At 45.5% G+C, this 18,712-nt stretch carries 25 protein-coding genes; 12 read left to right on the forward strand and 13 right to left on the reverse strand.

The annotated features are described in order from the left end of the window. Window positions 1-66 precede the first annotated feature (66 nt). From comGA to ACXAJH_RS05205, 7 genes are read left to right on the forward strand one after another with little or no spacing between them, the layout of a single operon-like run. Window positions 67-1,062, forward strand: coding sequence for a competence type IV pilus ATPase ComGA (comGA, locus tag ACXAJH_RS05175; RefSeq protein ID WP_474968979.1), 996 nt, complete (start codon window positions 67-69; stop codon window positions 1,060-1,062). Then, on the forward strand, window positions 1,022-2,074 hold the full coding sequence (locus tag ACXAJH_RS05180; RefSeq protein ID WP_474968980.1) for a type II secretion system F family protein: 1,053 nt from the start codon (window positions 1,022-1,024) through the stop codon (window positions 2,072-2,074). The genes comGA and ACXAJH_RS05180 overlap by 41 nt, the downstream gene beginning before the upstream one ends. A 17-nt stretch (window positions 2,075-2,091) precedes the next feature. Then, window positions 2,092-2,394, forward strand: a complete 303-nt coding sequence (comGC, locus tag ACXAJH_RS05185) for a competence type IV pilus major pilin ComGC (RefSeq protein WP_474968981.1) — start codon at window positions 2,092-2,094, stop codon at window positions 2,392-2,394. A gap of 46 nt (window positions 2,395-2,440) precedes the next feature. Then, window positions 2,441-2,818 carry a competence type IV pilus minor pilin ComGD gene (locus ACXAJH_RS05190; protein ID WP_474993249.1) on the forward strand — a complete coding sequence of 126 codons (378 nt, stop codon included), beginning with the start codon at window positions 2,441-2,443 and terminating at the stop codon, window positions 2,816-2,818. Then, on the forward strand, window positions 2,805-3,137 hold the full coding sequence (locus ACXAJH_RS05195; RefSeq protein WP_474993251.1) for a prepilin-type N-terminal cleavage/methylation domain-containing protein: 333 nt from the start codon (window positions 2,805-2,807) through the stop codon (window positions 3,135-3,137). The genes ACXAJH_RS05190 and ACXAJH_RS05195 overlap by 14 nt, the downstream gene beginning before the upstream one ends. Next, a complete protein-coding gene (locus ACXAJH_RS05200) occupies window positions 3,091-3,540 on the forward strand; it encodes a competence type IV pilus minor pilin ComGF (protein ID WP_474968984.1) in 450 nt (149 codons plus the stop codon). Before ACXAJH_RS05195 ends, ACXAJH_RS05200 begins: the two co-directional genes overlap by 47 nt. A gap of 7 nt (window positions 3,541-3,547) precedes the next feature. Continuing rightward, complete coding sequence (locus ACXAJH_RS05205) at window positions 3,548-3,886, forward strand: hypothetical protein (protein WP_474993252.1); 339 nt, start codon at window positions 3,548-3,550, stop codon at window positions 3,884-3,886. A gap of 36 nt (window positions 3,887-3,922) precedes the next feature. Here the strand turns inward: ACXAJH_RS05205 and ACXAJH_RS05210 are convergent, their stop codons facing one another. Continuing rightward, window positions 3,923-4,306, reverse strand: coding sequence for a Spx/MgsR family RNA polymerase-binding regulatory protein (locus tag ACXAJH_RS05210; protein WP_474968986.1), 384 nt, complete (start codon window positions 4,304-4,306; stop codon window positions 3,923-3,925). Window positions 4,307-4,644: 338 nt separating this feature from the next. On the opposite strand from ACXAJH_RS05210, the gene ACXAJH_RS05215 reads away from it, so the two are divergent. After that, on the forward strand, window positions 4,645-4,890 hold the full coding sequence (locus tag ACXAJH_RS05215; RefSeq protein WP_027955405.1) for a DUF2626 domain-containing protein: 246 nt from the start codon (window positions 4,645-4,647) through the stop codon (window positions 4,888-4,890). A 41-nt stretch (window positions 4,891-4,931) separates the two neighbouring features. On the opposite strand, the gene ACXAJH_RS05220 is transcribed toward ACXAJH_RS05215, so the two are convergent. After that, window positions 4,932-5,555, reverse strand: a complete 624-nt coding sequence (locus ACXAJH_RS05220) for an MBL fold metallo-hydrolase (protein ID WP_474993253.1) — start codon at window positions 5,553-5,555, stop codon at window positions 4,932-4,934. Window positions 5,556-5,713: 158 nt separating this feature from the next. On the opposite strand from ACXAJH_RS05220, the gene ACXAJH_RS05225 reads away from it, so the two are divergent. Beyond that, a complete protein-coding gene (locus tag ACXAJH_RS05225; protein WP_084163120.1) occupies window positions 5,714-5,878 on the forward strand; it encodes a DUF2759 domain-containing protein in 165 nt (54 codons plus the stop codon). Between the two features lie 39 nt (window positions 5,879-5,917). Here the strand turns inward: ACXAJH_RS05225 and ACXAJH_RS05230 are convergent, their stop codons facing one another. The 6 genes from ACXAJH_RS05230 to ACXAJH_RS05255 form a co-directional block, all read right to left on the reverse strand. Then, complete coding sequence (locus ACXAJH_RS05230) at window positions 5,918-6,706, reverse strand: ABC transporter permease (protein WP_474971233.1); 789 nt, start codon at window positions 6,704-6,706, stop codon at window positions 5,918-5,920. A gap of 14 nt (window positions 6,707-6,720) precedes the next feature. Further along, a complete protein-coding gene (locus ACXAJH_RS05235) occupies window positions 6,721-7,407 on the reverse strand; it encodes an ABC transporter ATP-binding protein (protein ID WP_474968989.1) in 687 nt (228 codons plus the stop codon). Between the two features lie 105 nt (window positions 7,408-7,512). Continuing rightward, the gene (locus ACXAJH_RS05240) at window positions 7,513-9,381 is read right to left on the reverse strand and encodes an LTA synthase family protein (RefSeq protein ID WP_474993254.1); all 1,869 of its coding nucleotides are present in this window, start codon (window positions 9,379-9,381) and stop codon (window positions 7,513-7,515) included. 280 nt (window positions 9,382-9,661) lie between these two features. Beyond that, on the reverse strand, window positions 9,662-10,621 hold the full coding sequence (locus tag ACXAJH_RS05245; RefSeq protein ID WP_474993255.1) for an ROK family glucokinase: 960 nt from the start codon (window positions 10,619-10,621) through the stop codon (window positions 9,662-9,664). Beyond that, entirely contained in the window at window positions 10,618-10,836 is a 219-nt protein-coding gene (locus ACXAJH_RS05250; protein ID WP_027955399.1) for a YqgQ family protein, read from the reverse strand. The genes ACXAJH_RS05245 and ACXAJH_RS05250 overlap by 4 nt, the downstream gene beginning before the upstream one ends. Before the next feature lie 66 nt (window positions 10,837-10,902). Next, window positions 10,903-12,306, reverse strand: coding sequence for a spore germination protein (locus ACXAJH_RS05255; RefSeq protein ID WP_281658387.1), 1,404 nt, complete (start codon window positions 12,304-12,306; stop codon window positions 10,903-10,905). A gap of 222 nt (window positions 12,307-12,528) precedes the next feature. Between ACXAJH_RS05255 and ACXAJH_RS05260 the strand changes: the two genes are divergently transcribed. After that, window positions 12,529-13,386, forward strand: a complete 858-nt coding sequence (locus ACXAJH_RS05260; protein ID WP_474968992.1) for a hypothetical protein — start codon at window positions 12,529-12,531, stop codon at window positions 13,384-13,386. Here ACXAJH_RS05260 and ACXAJH_RS05265 read toward each other — a convergent pair. The 3 genes from ACXAJH_RS05265 to rpmG form a co-directional block, all read right to left on the reverse strand. Further along, the gene (locus ACXAJH_RS05265) at window positions 13,380-14,912 is read right to left on the reverse strand and encodes a rhomboid family intramembrane serine protease (protein ID WP_474968993.1); all 1,533 of its coding nucleotides are present in this window, start codon (window positions 14,910-14,912) and stop codon (window positions 13,380-13,382) included. The genes ACXAJH_RS05260 and ACXAJH_RS05265 overlap by 7 nt on opposite strands. A gap of 388 nt (window positions 14,913-15,300) precedes the next feature. Then, the gene (locus tag ACXAJH_RS05270) at window positions 15,301-15,870 is read right to left on the reverse strand and encodes a 5-formyltetrahydrofolate cyclo-ligase (protein ID WP_474993257.1); all 570 of its coding nucleotides are present in this window, start codon (window positions 15,868-15,870) and stop codon (window positions 15,301-15,303) included. Window positions 15,871-15,921: 51 nt separating this feature from the next. Next, on the reverse strand, window positions 15,922-16,071 hold the full coding sequence (rpmG, locus tag ACXAJH_RS05275; protein ID WP_027955394.1) for a 50S ribosomal protein L33: 150 nt from the start codon (window positions 16,069-16,071) through the stop codon (window positions 15,922-15,924). Between the two features lie 175 nt (window positions 16,072-16,246). Here rpmG and ACXAJH_RS05280 point away from each other — a divergent pair, with 175 nt between their 5' ends. Next, window positions 16,247-16,627, forward strand: coding sequence for a DUF6115 domain-containing protein (locus tag ACXAJH_RS05280; RefSeq protein ID WP_474971232.1), 381 nt, complete (start codon window positions 16,247-16,249; stop codon window positions 16,625-16,627). Beyond that, window positions 16,624-17,070 (forward strand): hypothetical protein, encoded by a 447-nt coding sequence (locus ACXAJH_RS05285; protein WP_474968996.1) that lies wholly within the window; start codon window positions 16,624-16,626, stop codon window positions 17,068-17,070. The genes ACXAJH_RS05280 and ACXAJH_RS05285 overlap by 4 nt, the downstream gene beginning before the upstream one ends. A gap of 117 nt (window positions 17,071-17,187) precedes the next feature. Here the strand turns inward: ACXAJH_RS05285 and phoU are convergent, their stop codons facing one another. Further along, on the reverse strand, window positions 17,188-17,844 hold the full coding sequence (gene phoU / locus ACXAJH_RS05290) for a phosphate signaling complex protein PhoU (protein ID WP_474968997.1): 657 nt from the start codon (window positions 17,842-17,844) through the stop codon (window positions 17,188-17,190). An 18-nt stretch (window positions 17,845-17,862) separates the two neighbouring features. Continuing rightward, window positions 17,863-18,705, reverse strand: a complete 843-nt coding sequence (gene pstB, locus ACXAJH_RS05295; RefSeq protein ID WP_474968998.1) for a phosphate ABC transporter ATP-binding protein PstB — start codon at window positions 18,703-18,705, stop codon at window positions 17,863-17,865. Between the last annotated feature and the right edge of the window lie 7 nt (window positions 18,706-18,712).

The following is an 18,712-nucleotide window of genomic DNA, read 5'->3' on the forward strand; positions in this document are numbered from 1 at the left end:
GCAGGATATTTTCACTTTATGTCGAATACTTCTATTTAACCACGATATAAATGAGGTGATAACCCTTTGAAATCCATTGCGACTTATGCTTATGACCTGATCGTCTCCGCAGTTCAGCAGTCCGCCTCGGACATCCACTTTTCCCCCTACCGCGAATCATGCTCCATTTATTTCAGGATCCATGGCGAAAGAATTTTCCACTCCAGTCTTCCTATGCCTTTGTACCAAAAAACACTCTCCTACTTTAAGTTCACTTCCGGGATGGATATCGGTGAGCAGAAACGTCCGCAGAACGGGACCTTTCAACACCGCTCCGGCAGCAGCCTCTTTGACCTCCGTCTCTCTACGCTTCCTATCCAGGACTCCGAAAGCCTCGCTGTCCGAATCCTCAATCCTATGGATCATACCCCGCTGGAACAGTTATTTCTTTTCCCTCATCAAGGAAAACGATTGAAACGATGGCTTCATCACCGCAGTGGCATGATTTTATTCACAGGACCGACCGGCAGTGGAAAGACCACCACTTTATATGCCCTTCTTCAAGCCTTGATGACGCAGAGTTCGTATCAGGCCATCACACTCGAGGATCCTATTGAGAAAAATATTAACAACCTTATTCAGGTACAGGTGAATGAGCGTGCGGGCATCACCTATGATACCGGGTTGAAAGCAGCCCTCCGACATGATCCTGATCTTCTTATGGTTGGTGAAATACGCGATCAGGCAACCGCTCAATTCGCCTTCCGAGCGGCCTTAAGCGGGCATCTCGTCATTAGTACAATCCACGCTAAAAATGCCGAGGGAACCCTGCACAGGCTGAGGGAAATGAACATTCAACAAGTGGAAATGGAACAGACACTCCTGGCCATCGCCGCTCAGCAGCTGGTTTCCCTTACTGGAAAAGACCGCCTTCCTAAACGTGCGGCCATCCTTGAAACACTGGAGGGCGGTCAGCTGCTCCGGGCTCTGAACGGGAGTCCCTCCTCTATTTATACTTTCGAACAACTAAGGAGGAAAGCTTATGCGCTCGGCTTCATTTCTAAGGAAGAAATGGCCGATTAAACGAACACCGGGCCCTTCCATTCAACTGCAGATCGATTTTTTTCACAGGTTGAGTCATATCCTCGAAAAAGGATACCCCCTGCTCGAGTCCCTCTCTATGACAGGATGGGACGCGCGCCTCCAGCCAGTCAGTCATCAATTGATTGAAGTGCTGAAAGGAGGTGACACGTTAAGCCTTGCGCTGGAGAAAGCCCATTTTTCCAATACCGTCACCCAGTACCTCTCCTTCAGTCAGTACCAGGATGACCTGCCAAAAACGTTTAAACAGTGCCGTGAACTTCTGCTTATGAAGAAAGAATACAAGGAAAAATTTCTCGCGGCTGTCCGCTACCCCGTGTTCCTTCTTCTGTTCCTTTTCCTTACTTTTATCATTATGAAAAGGACGATCATCCCTAATTTCACTACCTTGTTTGCTGATCAGCAAAGTTCTTCTCTGACGCTTATGCACCTTATGAACCATGGCTTAAACACCGCTGCTATATTGTTTGCCGCTATCTTTATTCTAGGAGCAGGGCTCGCTGTTTTCATTCCAATGCTGCCGTTTGAGAAAAAAATGCAGGTAATCGAAAGATTTGCTCCACTGCGTATGTATCATTCCTACAGGCTTTCTTTTCTCTTTTCCTCCCATCTGGCCTCCCTTTTCCAAGCCGGACTCCCTCTGAAGGATGCCCTCATGCTCGTCAAGGAGCACAAGCAGCATGACATCCTGTCCTACTATTGTACGAACATTCTCGAAAACCTGTCTGAAGGGAGCACCATATCCGCTTCCCTTCACCAATGCCGTTTGTTACGAAAAGAACTGACGGATGTGTTCCATCATACCAATGATATGCAAGCTCTCATGCACGAACTGGATCTGTTCTCGGAGTTTCTCATGACCCTCATGCAGGAAAAAATCCAGAAATCCATCCAATGGATCCAGCCTGTCTTTTTTGTCGGCATTGCTTTTGTCATTGTAATGGTCTACGCCGCTATTATGCTGCCCCTCTACCAATGGATGAATCAATTATAAATAAAGGAGATCGACCTATGTGGAAAAATGAAAAAGGGTTTACGCTGATAGAAATGCTGATCGTTCTGCTCGTGATTTCTGTTCTGCTGATCATCACCATCCCCAACTTGTCGCAGAACACAGAAAATATCAGAACTAAAGGGTGTGACGCCTTAAAAGTGACGGTGGAAGCTCAGATGGAAGCTTATCAAGTCGAAAACAATGCTGTTCCGACCATCGAAGAGTTGAAAACAGCTGAATACATCAAGACAACCGAATGTCCAGATGGTACAGCCCTGACCATTACAAACGGTGAGGTAGTGGACGCTGCGGGGGAATAAAGGATTTACCCTGACAGAAACGCTTCTCGTCCTGCTCACATGGTCTGTGCTGATTCTCTGCCTGACTCCGATCCACCACTTCACTTATGAGCAAGTGAAGACTACGCAGGTCCTGGAACAATTCAAGGAAGATGTATACCTCATTCAACATTTATCCATGAACGATCATGGGTACCATTCACTCCGTTTTAATACAAGCCGGGGATACTATTACATTTACGACTCCCTTCACAGGGAAACCATCACAAAAACTACACTGCCTGAAGGGTGGACGATTGAAATGCTGACACTTCCCTATAACGTTTACTTCAACCAGCAGGGGACCATCCGGAAAGCCGGGACGATGAGGATTTCATCACTTGATGCTACGTATAAAATCACGTTCCCTTTTGGGACGAGCAGGATGAGAATTGAGGAACTCTAACGGGTTCACTCTTCTGGAAACCGTTACAGCGTTCAGTGTCCTGCTGGTGCTGCTTCTCACCCTCTTCCCGGCTCTTATCTCACTCGAAAACGGCCGGGCCGCTCTTTCAGGGGAACGGGAAGCTGTTTCCCTTTTATACGATGAATATCACCTTCACCTCCAAGAGAACCGGCCCTACCCTTATACAAAAGTGTATCAAATTCAAAATCCAGTCACACTGATATTCACAGAGGAAGGCGGTGGCACGGGCTGTGCCTATTGGAAGGATATCAATGATCGCGAAAATGAATTCTGCCTGTATGATGTTCCGCCGGAATAAGGGCTATACCTTCACGGAAGTTGTTCTGAGTCTGACAATCCTGACCATCGTAACAGCCTTCATCAGTCCCGTCTTTCCTCTCATCAAAGGTATGAGCAGCTATACAGAGGAATTTGCTGCGGAACAATTCACCCATGTTCTTTATGAGGAGGTAAGTCAGTCCAAGACGTATACCTTCACCCGGGACGTCCTTGTCGTTACAGACAAGGATGACCGGACTATCGAAATCTCCCAAAATGGCTCCACGATTAAACGTACAGTAAATGGAAAGGGATACGAAATCCTTCTGGAAAACGTTAAAAACCTGTCGTATACCGAAAAGGACTTTATAGTATCTGTAGAGGTGGGTTTAACAAATGAGGAAACCTTTGAAGAGGTGGTTCACCTGCCTCACAAAAAGTGAATCCGGTATGATTTTCCCCTGGGTCCTGATGGTCACCCTTGTCTTTGTCCTTCTTGTATCATACACAGCTGCTTCCTTTGAAAACCACCACAGGCTTACACAAAGCCACCAATATGGCATTACAAAAAAGCATCTGCTGGAGAGAGCACGGCACTACATCAACACTGAGCTGGCACAGGTACCGGATAGCGAGGCGGTTTTTCCCTATTCCTACCGCACCGCGAACGGAACAGCCGCTGCGGAATGCAGGAAAGAAACCGAAGCCTTATGGAAGTGCAGCTGGAAATTATCCGTGAACCAATCGGGAAGTAAATATGTTGTCACTTACCAATATCCAGACAAATAAAAATGCACCTCCATTCAGGTGCACCATTAAGTAAGTTCATGAAATTTTTTCTGTGTATTCCACGCGTTTATCTGTAATTCCACGCAGTCCCTCTGGATCATAGCCAATGACAAGCTTTTCGCCATTTGTCAAAATCGGACGGCGCAGCAATTTCGGCTTTTCAATCACAAGGTTCAAAAATTCATTGAGGGAAAGGTCGTCTACATCAATATCCAAAGCCTTGAATTCCTTGCTTCTTTTAGCTAGTATTTCATCAATTCCATTTGTTGTAAGGGCGAGAATCTGTCTCAGTTCATCGGCTGTAGGAGTTTCACGGAACAAGTGCTGTTCGTTAAAAACGACCCCCTGACTGTTCAACCATGACTTCGTGCGTCGGCAGGACGTGCAACTCGGGTAGGTATAAAATTTCAACTCTTCCATGCTCAGCTCTCCTCGCTGTGTATTATTTATTGTTGTACAGTGATTGTATAACCTTTGTACAATATTTTAAACACATTTCTTCACTTGACATAAAATGTTCACAATTATAAGGCATTTTTCTGCATAATTACGCAGCACTCATCGAAAAATACAAGCAAGATCCATGAAAGATCGGATGAGGTAAAGAGTTCACACTGAATCAGGACGATTACGAGTAAGTGTAAATGGATATACACATACTACACAAAGGAACATGTATCCGTTTTATTTACAATTATTTCAGGGTCGTATATAATATGGGTGATGGTTTAACGACAGAAAAGGAGGGGGAAAAAAGCATGGATCGTATGTTTCGAGTTCTGGCCTTTTGGACAGGTATTTTCGCTGTCATGTTTTATACCGGTGATATGGTGGAAGCATCTCTACTTTCACTAGTTCAAACGGCTTTTTTCCTTACTATTGGGTATCTTAAGCTGTCAGAGCGTATGTATGTGTACATATTTTTCTCATACCTGACAGTCTTTATGATTGGTTTTACTTACTACTGTTCGTTTATTCTGGTACCGGGGTTTGGTGGACACTAGAAAAAAAGCTGTTATCCAGTTCCATGGATAACAGCTTTTTTTTAGTTAAGGAAAGGATTTTCCTCTATCTCTTCGCCCACTGTAGTCGGTTGGCCATGTCCGGGGAAAATCCGCATATCCGCCCGCAGCGAAAACAACTGCGTCCGGATGCTGTCCTCCAGCACCTCCCGGCTTCCACCAGGAAGGTCCGTTCTCCCAATGCCGCGCTGGAAGAGTGTATCACCCGCGATGGCAAACCTTTGATTCCTAAACACAAAGGACACGCTGCCCGGTGAATGACCGGGAGTAAAACGCACTTCAAACGGAAAGCCTTCCAGTTCCATTGGCCCTTCCTTAAGGAACTCATCCGCGGGAGCCGCTGTTATCCGGCCAAGCCCAAACAGCTGGGAACCATTTTTCTCAGGATCTCCAAGCCACCCGGCTTCGTTTTCGTGTATGTACACAGGAGCATCATAGGCCTTCCTCACCTCATCGACGGCACCGATATGGTCGAAATGGGCATGTGTCAGAAGGACTGCTTTCACGTCCAGTTCTCTTTCCTGGAGATAACTTTCCAGCTTTTTGTAATCACCGCCGGGGTCGATAACCAGCGCTTTTTTATTCTCATGAATAATGTAAGCGTTTGTGGATACCGGTCCTAAGGGAAGACGGGAAATTTTCATCATAGGATCCACCTCTTTTTGATTTTCAGAAAATACGGAGAGATAACTCGACATTTTCCTTATAATACTATAAAATATGAGTATCAACGTTCGTTACATATAGTATAACATCCATGGTTTTGGGATGATAATAAAGAAAAGTGAGCCGGGAGGTGCTGAATTTGGTAACAGCTATTCTTCTATTACTTGTTACAATTCTTTGTGTCTTTGCAATTTTCCGCGAACTGAAAACAAAAAACTTTTTCGCTGTCCTTTTTGCAGGGGCATCAGCTTTAGTTTTTGGCTGGTTCTCTGTCATGACAATCTGGTACAATCTCTTTGCTTAAATGAAAAAGCAGGCTCTTCTGATGAAGAGCCTGCTTTTTTTAGGATCTGGAACTGCGGATTTCCTCTTCCGACTGGAGCAGCTGCTTCTCCCTGTTAAAGAAATACCTATACATAGCGAGCGTAATAAACATAGAGCTTAAGGATACAGAAGAAAAGATACTCAGGGAAATCACAAGCTGATATTTAATCGCCATAACCGGCGATACACCTCCGAGTATCAAACCCGTCATCATTCCGGGAAGCTGTACAAGACCAATGGTCTTCAGCCGGTCTACGTTTGGGATCAATGAAGCATGCAGTGTTTTTTGTACAATTAAATGTGAGGCCTGCTTCGGCTCCGCTCCGAGTGATAAAGCCGCCAACAGCCGACCATTATTTTCCTTGAACTCACTCTTCATCCTTTCGAGAGCCAGTCCCATGGCTGTCATACTGTTCCCAATGACCATCCCGCTCATCGGGATGACTTCTGAGGGCTTAAACTGGATCATGTCAAAGATCAGCCAGAGACCGAGCACTCCTGCCTCAATCGCAACCAGACCGGCGAATAAGACATAGCCGACATAAGGCAGCTCTTTTCCCCGTTGCCTGGCATGAAAAGTGGCGATGATGATCATAACCGAGAGCATAAGAGGAATACCATAAGAGGCCGGGAGTTCAAATAGAAAGGTTAATATGTAGCCGATGGCAAACAACTGCACCGTCCCTCTGAATGTTGACCACAACACACTTTTACTGACTCCAAGCTGATAAAAATAAGACAAAGCAAGCGGGACGATGACAAAGATCACTAAAAATAATAATGACTGATTTGATATTTCAGGAGCCAACCTTCACCACATCCTTACTGTTCCAAAAATTCACGGAGTCGTTCCGTTTTCGGGTTTTCCAACATTTCCGGGATGGTTCCATCCTCTTGAAGCTTTCCGTCAGCAACAAAAAGGCCGCGCGTTCCAAGCCGCCGGGCCTGATTCAAATTATGAGTAACCATCACCATCGTCAGTTCGTGTTCTTGTATGAGCTCTTCCAACACTTCCTCGATTTCTTCAGCCGTCCGGTAATCCAGTGCACTTGTCGGTTCATCCAGGAGCAGGACATCCGGTGAATTCGCAAGTGTCCTTGCCAGGGAAACCCGCTGCTTTTCTCCTCCGGACAGTTGATCGACATCCCTTTCCAAATAGCTGGATGGCAGCTGGACATAATCCAGGAGCCTCCTGCCGTCCTCTTCCTGCCATTCACCAAAAAGGCTGGGACCATATTTCAAATTGTCCAGAACGGTCCCCGGAAACAAATTCGGAGCCTGCAGGACCAGCCCCACCTTTTTTCTTAATTCCGTTACAGGGTGTTCAGAGATAGGCGCATCTTTAAAATAGATGGTCCCCTTCCCGGGATCATTCAGTCGGTTCAATAAAAATAACAGCGTGCTTTTTCCAGCTCCTGATGGACCGAATAAAATGACTTGATCTTTTTTTTCTATTGTAAAATTCAAATCCTCCAGCGGCTGCTGGCTGACATGTTCAAAACGAAACACAGCCCTTCCCCCTTTTTCATCTATCTGCCTATCTTTACCCTCCTGATAGGACATTTATGCAGCAGAAAAAAAGCCTGCACAGTTCAACTGTACAAGCTTTTCTCATTATTTAAAATCATAGAACCGGAATAAATCTCCGTAAATAATATTATCAGAGTAGTTCAACTCCTGGTCCACTTCCTGCTTCACAGGTTCACAAGCTTCCGCCTGCCCTTCTTCCAACGGTTCCCCTGTTTCCCTGTCATAGCATGTCTCACTGGTATAGACATACTCTTCCGTCACAAAACTGCCATCACGGAGAGCGATGAAATCTTTTTTCTTCTCAGAGAACATGTTGTCACCAAAGGTCATATCGCCTCCGGAATCAACCCCCAGCAAATGCAGCAGGGTCGGTTTCACATCAATCTGCCCGACGACCTTATTCTCCACGCCCCCATTTTCATACCCTGGGATATGAATCATGAACGGGACACGCTGCAGCTGTGTTTGAACGAATGGATCCACTTCTTCTCCAAGGAACTGACTCATCGCTTTATTATGAAAATCGCTGATGCCGTAGTGGTCACCCATCATAACAATAATGGAATCCTCATAAAGATCCGCATCCTTCAGCTGTTGGAAAAACTGTTCCAGCGCTTCATCTGTATACCTGGCTGTCTGGAAGTATGCATTCAACGTATTGGAATTGGAATCGTATTTGTCGATATGCGCCTTTTCTTCCGGCAGTTCAAATGGGAAATGGTGGGTCAGCGTAATAAACTTGCTGTAAAACGGCTGCTCCTGCTCTTTCAAATAATCAATCGACTGCTCGAAAAACGCCTTATCCTCAAGTCCCCATCCAAAGGAATTTTCCGGTGTCACGTCAAAGGACTGCTCATCGTGGAACTCATCGTATCCGATATTGTCATACATCACATCCCTGTTCCAGAAGCTTCCATTGTTAGCATGGAAAACAGATGTTTCATATCCTTCATTGTTGAGAATTTCAGGAAGCGCATGGTACTCATTCCCGGCATGGGTGAAGTACACCGCTCCCCTGCCAAGAGGGTACAACGAATTTTCCACGATAAATTCTGAGTCAGACGTTTTCCCCTGAGCAGTCTGATGATAGAAGTTTTCAAACGTAACCGTATCACTGCTTTCCTTCAATTCGTTCAGGAAAGGTGTGGTCTCTACTCCATTGATTTCTGAATCATATAAAAAGTGCTGGAAAGATTCCACACTCACGAAAATCACATTTTTATCTTCAGCAATCCCGTACAATCCAGCATCCTTATCAGCTTCATCCGGTGATTTCTCTTGAAGATAAGACTCGATTTCACTGATTTCACTACCATCAGCGAATACTCTCTGCGCTCTCGTTTTTGTCTGCATGGTCGCATCATACACGTGGTAGTTAAAGATGCCTATGTTTTTGACGAGATACTCGCGGTCAAACGCACGCACAAACAGCATCGGACGCTCAATTTCAGCAAGGACGACATTGCCGGCCAGCAGCAGAAAAGTGACGGCTGTTGCAGCGATCTTCCCACGCTTAGGAAGCTTTACAGTCAAATCAAACCTCTGTCTGCTCAAGTACCAGACGATGGCTGCATCGGCAAAAATGAAAATATCCTCGATATGCAGAAGCGTAAGGAAACTCCCTGTTAAGTCCGCTGCATTATTCCCCTGGAACAATACAGGAATGGTAATGAAATCAGTGAAATTCCGATAGAAGATCAAGTTCACGAACAAAATAAAAGAACCGAGAAGCACGGTCCACCTTAAGTATTTCCGTTGATTCTTAGGTTTCATCCATACACTGATGGCGAAAATCAAATAGGCACTCGCAATCGGATTAAACAGCAGGATCAATTCCTGCATGGGGTTTTCAATCGATAAATCAAACATAAATCGGTAAACGATGTATGTCTTAATACCAAATAAAACCGTAGCAATCATAAATAAAGGCATGCGAATATTTCTCAATTGCATGGTGGTTCCTCCTCTAGTACATCTATGGCCATATCTTTACATTTTTTAACCATAGCCATTATTTAACTTTACATTTTCCACTTATTATCAATATTAAACCGTCACTTTATATATGACGTCTATTGTACCATAAAAGTTTCAAATTTTATTACCCTGATTTTACCAGTTTCGATAAGGTCTATCTACCTATTTCATCATCATGGCCTCCTCCAACATGAAGAATGTTTTCTATGAGCCGAATCCCCACAAAAAAACTGGAGCCGACAAGGCTCCAGTTTTTTTATTTGTTCTTTTTCACTAAATACGCTCCACCGATAACCCCGGCATCATTTCCAAGTTCTGCAAATTCAAAAGTGGACGCTTCCGCTGTTCGGGAAAGGGCATATTTACGGTACGCCGTCTTCAAGGGGTTCAGCAGTTGATCACCAGCCTGTGAAACCCCACCACCGATGACAATTTTCTCAGGGTTGATAACGATTGCCATGTTGGCAATTGCCATTCCAAGCACGTCGGTTACCTGATGAAGAACAACCGATGCCGCTTCGTCTCCCTCCGCAGCAGCTCTGAAGACATCTTTGGCTGTAAGCTCATCGGATTGAATAAAGGAATGAAGAGCAGAGTCATCATAGTTTTCCGCTTCCACTTTCGCCTTTCTAACAATCCCTGTAGCTGACGCCTCTGTTTCCAGACATCCGGTCTTCCCACAATTACAAGGGGCTCCGCCTTCAGGGATGACCGTTACGTGGCCGAGTTCTGCTGCTGTTCCATTCGCCCCATTCAATACACTGCCGTTGGCGATCACACCTCCGCCTACTCCAGTTCCAAGCGTAACCGCGATGAGTTCTTTACATCCGCGCCCTGCCCCGAGCCAGTTCTCTCCGAGCGCTGCAAGGTTGGCATCATTATCGACCCAAACGTCATAGCCCGTCAGTCCACTTAAAATTCGACCGAAGTCAAAATCTTTCCAGCCTATGTTTACAGCTTCGTGGATATAACCAGTTGAAGTCTCCACAAATCCAGGAGCTCCTGCCCCGATCCCCATAATTTGTGACGGATTGATGCCCAGCTCCGCCCGGACCTGCTCTACGGCTTCGGAAATGTCTTCAGGAATGGCCGCCCCTTTGTCATCCGTATTCGTCGGAACTTCCCACTTTTTCATAATTTGTCCATCTTCGTTAATAAAAGCAAGCTTAATCGTTGTACCGCCAATATCAGCACCTATGTACACGTGTCCGCTCATCGTCGATTGTCCCCCTCCTGCCGGTCTCTCTCTCGGGCAATTTCACTGCGGAGCAGCAATAAAGCCATCTGAAAGTCTTCTGTTGTCATACACTGGGATTGATAGAGCTCCCGGATCTCATCTTCCATCATTTCTAAGTCTGCTGTCCGATCACCAATATATATGATCGTTCCAAATTTTTTTAAAAACTGCTGAACATCATAAATCGTTTTCATATTTTATCACCAGTTCCTATTATAGCAAGAGTCGGTCCAATTGAAAATGCAGAAAAACCCCGGCCGTCAGCGGTCAGGGTCTTTCGGGTGAAGAAAGGCGGGTCGTCTGTTTTTCAAAGGAATGGGCGAACGCAGCAGCACATCTCTTAAGGGCTTCCAGGAAAACGGCATAAACGGCCAGAGATACGGGGTTTTGAACGTCTGCATCCGCGTCAGGTAAATCAGCCAGAACGTAATCCCGATCACATACCCTTTAAGTCCGAAAAGTCCCACAGCCAAGAGAAGCGCGAGCCTGGAAAGACGGTCCGCCAGACCGACCTCGTAACTTGGTGTAGCAAACGTCCCAACCGCAGCAAGGGCGAGGTACAGCACGACCTCACTTGAAAAGAGCCCGACTTCCACGGCGACCTGTCCGATTAATATGGCAGCCACGAGCCCCAGAGCTGTCCCCAGAGAAGACGGGGTGTGGATAGCGGCCATCCGCAGCATATCTATTCCAATTTCAGCAAAAAGGAACTGCACAAGTAATGGGATGGTTCCCGCTTCTGTTGGACCGATATAGGAAAGGGATTCCGGAAGCAGGTCTGGATTTTTTGAAAATAAGAAGTACAGGGGCAGAACAAAAATAGATGCAAAAAACGCAAAATAGCGGACCCACCGTAAATAAGCCCCCACCAATGGTTTCTGCCTGTATTCCTCCGCATGCTGCATATGATGCCAGAACGTTGCCGGAGTAATCATGACACTTGGAGATCCATCAATAATGACGAGGATATGTCCTTCATACAAGTGGGCGGCCGCTGTATCCGGCCGCTCTGTGTAACGAATGACCGGGTAGGGGTTCCAATGCTGCCCACTGATATATTCTTCGATCGTCTTTTCCGCCATAGGTAGAGCGTCCGTATCGATCTCCTGCAGCACCCTTTTCAGATGATCCACTCGATCTGTATCGGCAATATCCTTGATGTAACAGATACAGACATCTGTCAGCGATCTTCTTCCGACCTGCAGATACTCCATTCGTAAGGACCGGTCCCTCACACGCCTTCTTGTCAGGGCGGTGTTAAAAATAATCGTTTCTACAAAGCCGTCCCTGGAGCCACGGACAACCCTTTCCAGATCTGGTTCCTGCGGCCCGCGTACGGGGTAGGTCCGGGCATCAATGATAATGATCTCGTCGACCCCTTCTACAAGAAGGGCTGTCGGTCCTCCCAGAACGAGATTGGCCGCCTGATTCATATCTTTTTCCTGCCCCAGTTCTACATAGGGAAGATGGGTTTTCAATAATTTATCTAAAGGATCGGGATCGAGCTGCTCTGGCTCCAGACGAGACAACAGCTTCATTAAATAGTGAAGAATATCATCCTTCACAAAGCCATCGATGAAGAACAAGGACATCCCCCGGCCGGCATATACCAGGTCCAGATGAACCATATCAAAGCTTTCGTCCACGCCGAGTCGTTTTCTCATATACGCTACATTTTCTTCATAACTGTCAAACAATCGCTGATCTTTCTTTTCTTCCACGCGCCTGCCTCCTTACACTCTCCTGTGCTATCTTTTATTTTTCCTACAAACCCCCGATTTCATGCGCAGAGGTTCATGTAGAAGTTTCAGTCAGAGGCATGTCCTGCTTTTTCAATACATATCCTTTACTAATTCAAGATTGTGACAGGCCAAGGAGAGAGTCGAATGAAAAAAGTGTGGATCTACTGGGTGCTGGGCCCGCTGACTCTGGCAGTCGCCCTGGCATTATTCACCCAGACTGGAGAGCAGCCCGTCATCAAATATTTCCCAATCGATCAATCGGAAACATTCGAATCATTTGGAACCGCTCTTGATTATGACGCTGAGGAAGACGAGGACGAATACAAAGTATCCTGGAAGGTAGCTTCCAAAAGTGAAAGTCCTGTGTATTTAAGGCAGGACGTTTCCCTGCTTTACGTAAATGGAAGATTGAAGGGGGTTGTATCGAAGTGGAAGGAGAATGCAGACGTCATTGAAAAAGAAACGTCGCTCCATGGCGAAGACAGTCAAAAATATCAGGCGGTTTCCTTTCACCACGGAGAGGTTCATGAAGGGGAAAATGAAATTAAGAGCATGCAGGCCACCTCCAGGGATGAACTGTACGTCATCGATTCCCCCCACTCGCTCCGAACCGCTTTTAAGCAACCGGAGACCGAGGAGGAAAAGGAGTGGAAACAAAGGCTCGATCATTCTATTGAACAACAGATTGAAGCCCAGTGGCAGGAGCTTATCACCCATTATCAAATTCCACGGGACAAATATACAGCAGTCGCTCTTACAGAACTTGCGGATTATCATAACAAGCCCTTACCCGGGACAAATGAAGCTGATTCTGAACGCATCAAAGGCCAACTATGGGAAGGGCTGTATAAAAATTATGTGCTGGGTATCAGCGATACGAAATCATCGCATCCGATTCAAAGTTACATTCCCCTGATTCTGTTCGACAAGGATGGGAAGCATTTAATTGTATTGTACGAAGATGATACAGGAAAAAAACATCAGCTCATTCAATATTATTGAGCCAATTCTTCATTCAACTGTTGAAAGTTTGTATTGTCCGGATTTAATTCAGCGGCTGTGGACGCCCGTTCAGCCGCTTTTTCCAATTCACCATCCTGCTGAAGCAGAAGGGCCAGGTTGTAGTGGGCTTCTGCCAGATCCGGCGCGATGGATATGACCTGCTCGAGATCGTCCTTGGCTTCTGACGAGTCTCCGGACTGCAGGTAGGCATAGGACCTGTGGAAAAGAAGTTCTGCCTCATAGCCCTGCGGGTCCTCAAGAGCCTGGGTGGTGCGTTGGATTACTTCCCCGTAGGACTGCTGTTCGTTCAACTCGCTTACTTCCTCAACAACCACCCTGGACTGCTCCCCATTAAATACGCCTGTGATGCCAAGATATACCATAGCTGCCATGGCTCCAATATAAAGCAGAGCAGCAGCGGGCTGCCATTTTTTCATGGAATGCGCCGGCATATGAACCATTGCAGACGCAGTAAACCCTCCGATTAATCCGCCAATATGGGCGCCGTTATCCACTTGAGGAACCATCACACCAAAAGCAATATTGATCCCGATAATCACGATGAGGTTATACCCCATCGTCCGGAGGAACAGCTGCTTGTACTGAACACCGAAAAACAACAGGGCGCCAAACAACCCAAAGATAGCTCCCGAAGCTCCGGCAGCGACCGAAGGATTCATCATGAAACTTGCCATCCCTCCGAACAGGCCGGCAGCAAAATAGATGACCGCAAAACGCACCGTGCCATAAATCCTCTCTACTGCAGAACCTAAATAATACAAGGCCAGCATGTTCATAAAGAGGTGGATGAAGCCAATATGAAGGAAGGTCGACGTAAAGATCCGCCACCATTCTCCTTCCATAATTGCCGGGTTATATTTGGCACCATAGGAAATCAACGTTTCAATGGAGGTTGTGCTTCCGATGATCTCCAGATAAAGGAAGACCAAAATGTTGACGGCTAACAGAACATAGGTCAATCGGGGACGACCGTAATCAAAAATGGAAGCTGCAGCCTCTCTTTGATCTTTCTGTTTTTTCACGAGCTGATGCTTCATATAAGGAAGGGAAGCTTCCATTTCCTCTTCCCTTATACTCCGGTTGATTTCAGGCTTATCGATGTCTAGTGATTGAAAAAGGTCAGCCAGTGCCTGCTCCTTGTTTTCATCATTCATATAATACAAATGCAATGGGATTTTTTGATCCTTATACCCCTTTACAGTATCTTCCCACTCGTCAACAGGAGGATGTTCAGATACGAATACCATATGAAACTCAAGCTTCCCTCCGCGAAATAGAGACCGGTTTTGATTGAGCTGTCGATACCCGGTTTCCAGTTCCCTCGCCAGTTCATTTCTCCAATTCAGCTGTTTATGGGAAAGCCTGAACACATGGTTTTTTTTATTCACTTTTTTCTCCAGCCATATCTCCCCATGATTCGTATTCACATGGAGAACCTGGAAATGTTGAACCTGGACCATATAGTCAGCCATTTTCCAGAGGTAATATTCCTGTTCAATAAACAATGGCGGTCCCTCCCTGCACCTTTCATATTACCACGCTTCCCACCTGCACAGCCATTCACACTACCTGACTGTACAAATAAAAAACGGCCAGGATAACCTGACCGCTTCAAGAGTGCCCCCGAAACATCTGGGATAGAAATTTCTGCCGCACCCACGGGATATTCATAGAAAAACGTACAAGCATCCGGCGCAGGGCAGGAAATCTCGTGACTACATCCAGGGCTTGGTAACGATACTTGTATAACGCTGTAATCAAAGACCCGATAATGAAGATCCACCGAAAGAATAGACGCATGTAAGACACCTCATTTGTGATTGGATACGCCTAGTTTCTGTTCAGCTCTCTTCCCTTATACAAGCTTCTTTTGATTTTTAAACCAGTATTGTATTACAGAGTATAGGTGGAATGAATCCCTTTTTCTGTGAGAACATATTCCACCCGCTGATCATAGTCCTCAAACGGAAGGGTATCCTCGCGCTGTTTTTCTGAAGCCATCATCATCGTCTTCCCTCTAAAGCCTTCAATATAACGGTCATAGTATCCCCCACCATAACCAATTCTGTACCCTTTGGAATCGAACAGCAGTCCGGGAACGAGCAGCAGATCAATGGCATTCTTTTCAACGAACCAATCTTTATCCCGCACCGGCTCCCTTAATCCAAAATAAACGCGCTCCAACTGATTGTAGCTGCCCAGCTGATAAAATTCCAGCTGCTTTTCCTTAGGCAGACACCGGGGCGCCGCAATGGTCTTCCCTGCTTTCCAGCCTTCTTCTATGATCGGCTCTGTAGACCATTCATGGTCCTGCGAAAGAGTGACTCCTATAATCTTGGCCTTTTTCCATTCTTCACTGGAGAATAAGCTCTGATACATGGATGATTCAATGGACTGTTTCTCTCTTAATGATATGTTATGAAGGATGCTTTTTCCTTTAAAGCGGTACGCTGTTTTATCCATCCCGTCACCTCCGATATGTATAAAAAAAACAGTAGGAATAAATCCTACTGCTTACTTCGTTTCGCGGTGAAGTGTGTGCTTACCAACGCGCGGGCTGTATTTCATAAGCTCGATGCGCTCAGGGTTTTTACGTTTGTTTTTAGTACTAATATAGTTGCGGTCACCTGTTTCAGTGCAGGCAAGTGTAATGTTTACACGCATGTTCATTCCTCCTAGTATCTAATCACTGACTTAATCACATTATCAGACTTACTCATAATAACAAAAACCTGCCTGTCTTTCAAGTGAATATTCCAGTAAAAACGGCTGAATATCCCATAGCCAGGCCGTGATTTGTATGATATAAATAAACAGGGATTCGTTTAGGAGTGATATTATGTTTTATGCAGTTGCAGCGCTGGCGGGCGCAGCTATTGTTTTTTTCATTCTTTCCTTCTTTGCTAAAGACCGCATCAAACAGTTGGAGAATCAAATGGAACAGATGAACTTGACAATGATGCAGAACGATTATCAAATGAAGAAAAAAATGAAAGTCCTTGAAGAGGAATTGCTTGCTGGAGATTTGACACAGGAAATTGTCGATCAGCACAATCAAAAACAAACAAGCAGGCCTTCCACACCACTGAATGCAGCAGATACGGTGCTTACCATGTATCAAAAGGGTTATAAAACCCATTACATAGCGAAGCAGACGAATTTGAGTGAAGATGAGGTTCTTGCCATGGTCCACCGACCGAAGCAGGGAGTTCAATCATGAAGCAGTGGATACAGGCCTTTTCCATAGGATTACTGACATCAACCGCTGTTCTAGGAATAACATACTGGAATACGGAATCCCCTGAAGCGGAAGTGATTACAGAATCTATGAGTGAACAAGATATGATGGACGATCTGGAGCAGTCTGGATACCGGGTACTCTCCAATGAGGAATGGGCAGCGGTAAAAGCTGAAAATCCGTCAACCCGAAAAGCAGAACCATCCAGTTCCGGGGAGACAACGTATACCATTGATATTGCCGAAGGTACGACAACTCCCGAAATCGGTGAAAAATTAGTGAATGCTGGCATCATTGAGGATGCGGATGATTTTACTGCATTTATGGAAGACGGCGGTTACAGCCGGTATATCCAAATCGGCCAGGCCACAGTCAAGTCAACCATGTCGTTCGAAGAAATGGCCGGGGCCATGACTTCAAAATAAACGTATGTAAAAAGACCGCAAGAGCGTGTAGAGTGCTCTTACGGTCTTTTTATTTTCTTCTTACAGGTCGTATGACCAAAAGCGTCTGGATATCCATATCCAGACGCTTTTTATTAATTAATTTAAATCATACGTTCTTCCTTTAACTTGATAGAAGATACTTTCACCGATGTTCGTGATGTGATCGGCATATCGTTCTATATATCGGGCTATATAAGCCATCTGCATGACATGCTGCACCTGTTCAGGATTGATGGCCGTGAATTCAAGCATCTGCTTCACTACATCCCCGCACTTCCGGTCAACGACATCATCCATTTCTGCAAGCTTATTCGCCAGGGAAATGTCTTCGTGTTCAAAGGCTTTCACAGCCAAATCCACCATATCCATCGCTAAAATGGCCATCTCCCGAAGCTCAGGGTCAATCTGAATCCCATGATTTTTTCCGAGGTGAATCGTCGCCTTGGCAATGTTTGTAGAGTGATCCGCCATCCGCTCCAAATCAGAAGAAATCTTAATGGCTGTTACAATTCTTCGTAAATCCCGGGCAACGGGCTGCTGCTTGGCAAGCATTAAAATGGCGTCCTCGTTGATTTTTTCTTCCTTTGCATCGATCACCGCATCATCTTCAATTAATTTTTCAGCTGCCTCCACATCTCCCTGATACAACAGATGGATGGCTGTATCAAGGGAGTACTTGACATCGATAGCTAAATCCTTAATTTGTTCTTTTATACTTTCAAGTTCTTCTTCAAAGTGAACACGAATGGACATAGAATACCCCTTCCCGAATTAGCCGAACCGTCCTGTAATATAATCCTCTGTACGCTTATCCTGAGGGTTTTGGAACAGGTTATCTGTATCGGCATATTCAATAAGCTCCCCATTTAGGAAGAAGGCCGTTTTATCAGAAATACGCGCTGCCTGCTGCATATTGTGTGTGACAATGACAATGCTGTACTTCTCCTTCAGTTCCTGAACCAATTCCTCTACTTTTGCTGTAGAAATAGGGTCTAAGGCTGAAGTGGGCTCATCCATAAGGATAACGTCAGGTTCTACAGCGAGGGCACGGGCAATACACACACGCTGCTGCTGACCGCCGGACAATCCATACGCGTTCTCATGAAGACGGTCTTTCAACTCATCCCAGATGGCTGCCCCTTTCAGACTCTTTTCAACAATCTGATCAAGAATTTCTTTCTTTTTCACACCATGAATACGTGGACCGTAAGCAACGTTATCATAGATGGACTTAGGGAATGGGTTGGGCTTTTGGAAAACCATCCCCACTTTTGTACGAAGGTATTCTTCCTTGAATTTACTGCTGAAGATATCCTGTTCGCGATATTTAATAGAACCAGACGTTTTAACAATCGGCACCATTTCAACCATGCGGTTCAATGTCTTTAGGAACGTAGATTTACCACAGCCTGAAGGCCCGATAATAGCCGTTACCCGTTCCTGTGGAATACCCATGCTTACTTCATAAAGAGCCTGATCGGATCCGTACCATAGGTTCAAATCATTCACTTCGATGATGCTGTTGGTTTTCTCTTTTTTTACCTCTGATTTCACTTCAGGTTTTTTTGTTTGTTCGTTTCTCACGTTTGTTTTCTCTTCCATTACTTTACTCATAATGAAA

This window comes from Halobacillus sp. ABD4_316 (genome assembly GCF_056161385.1).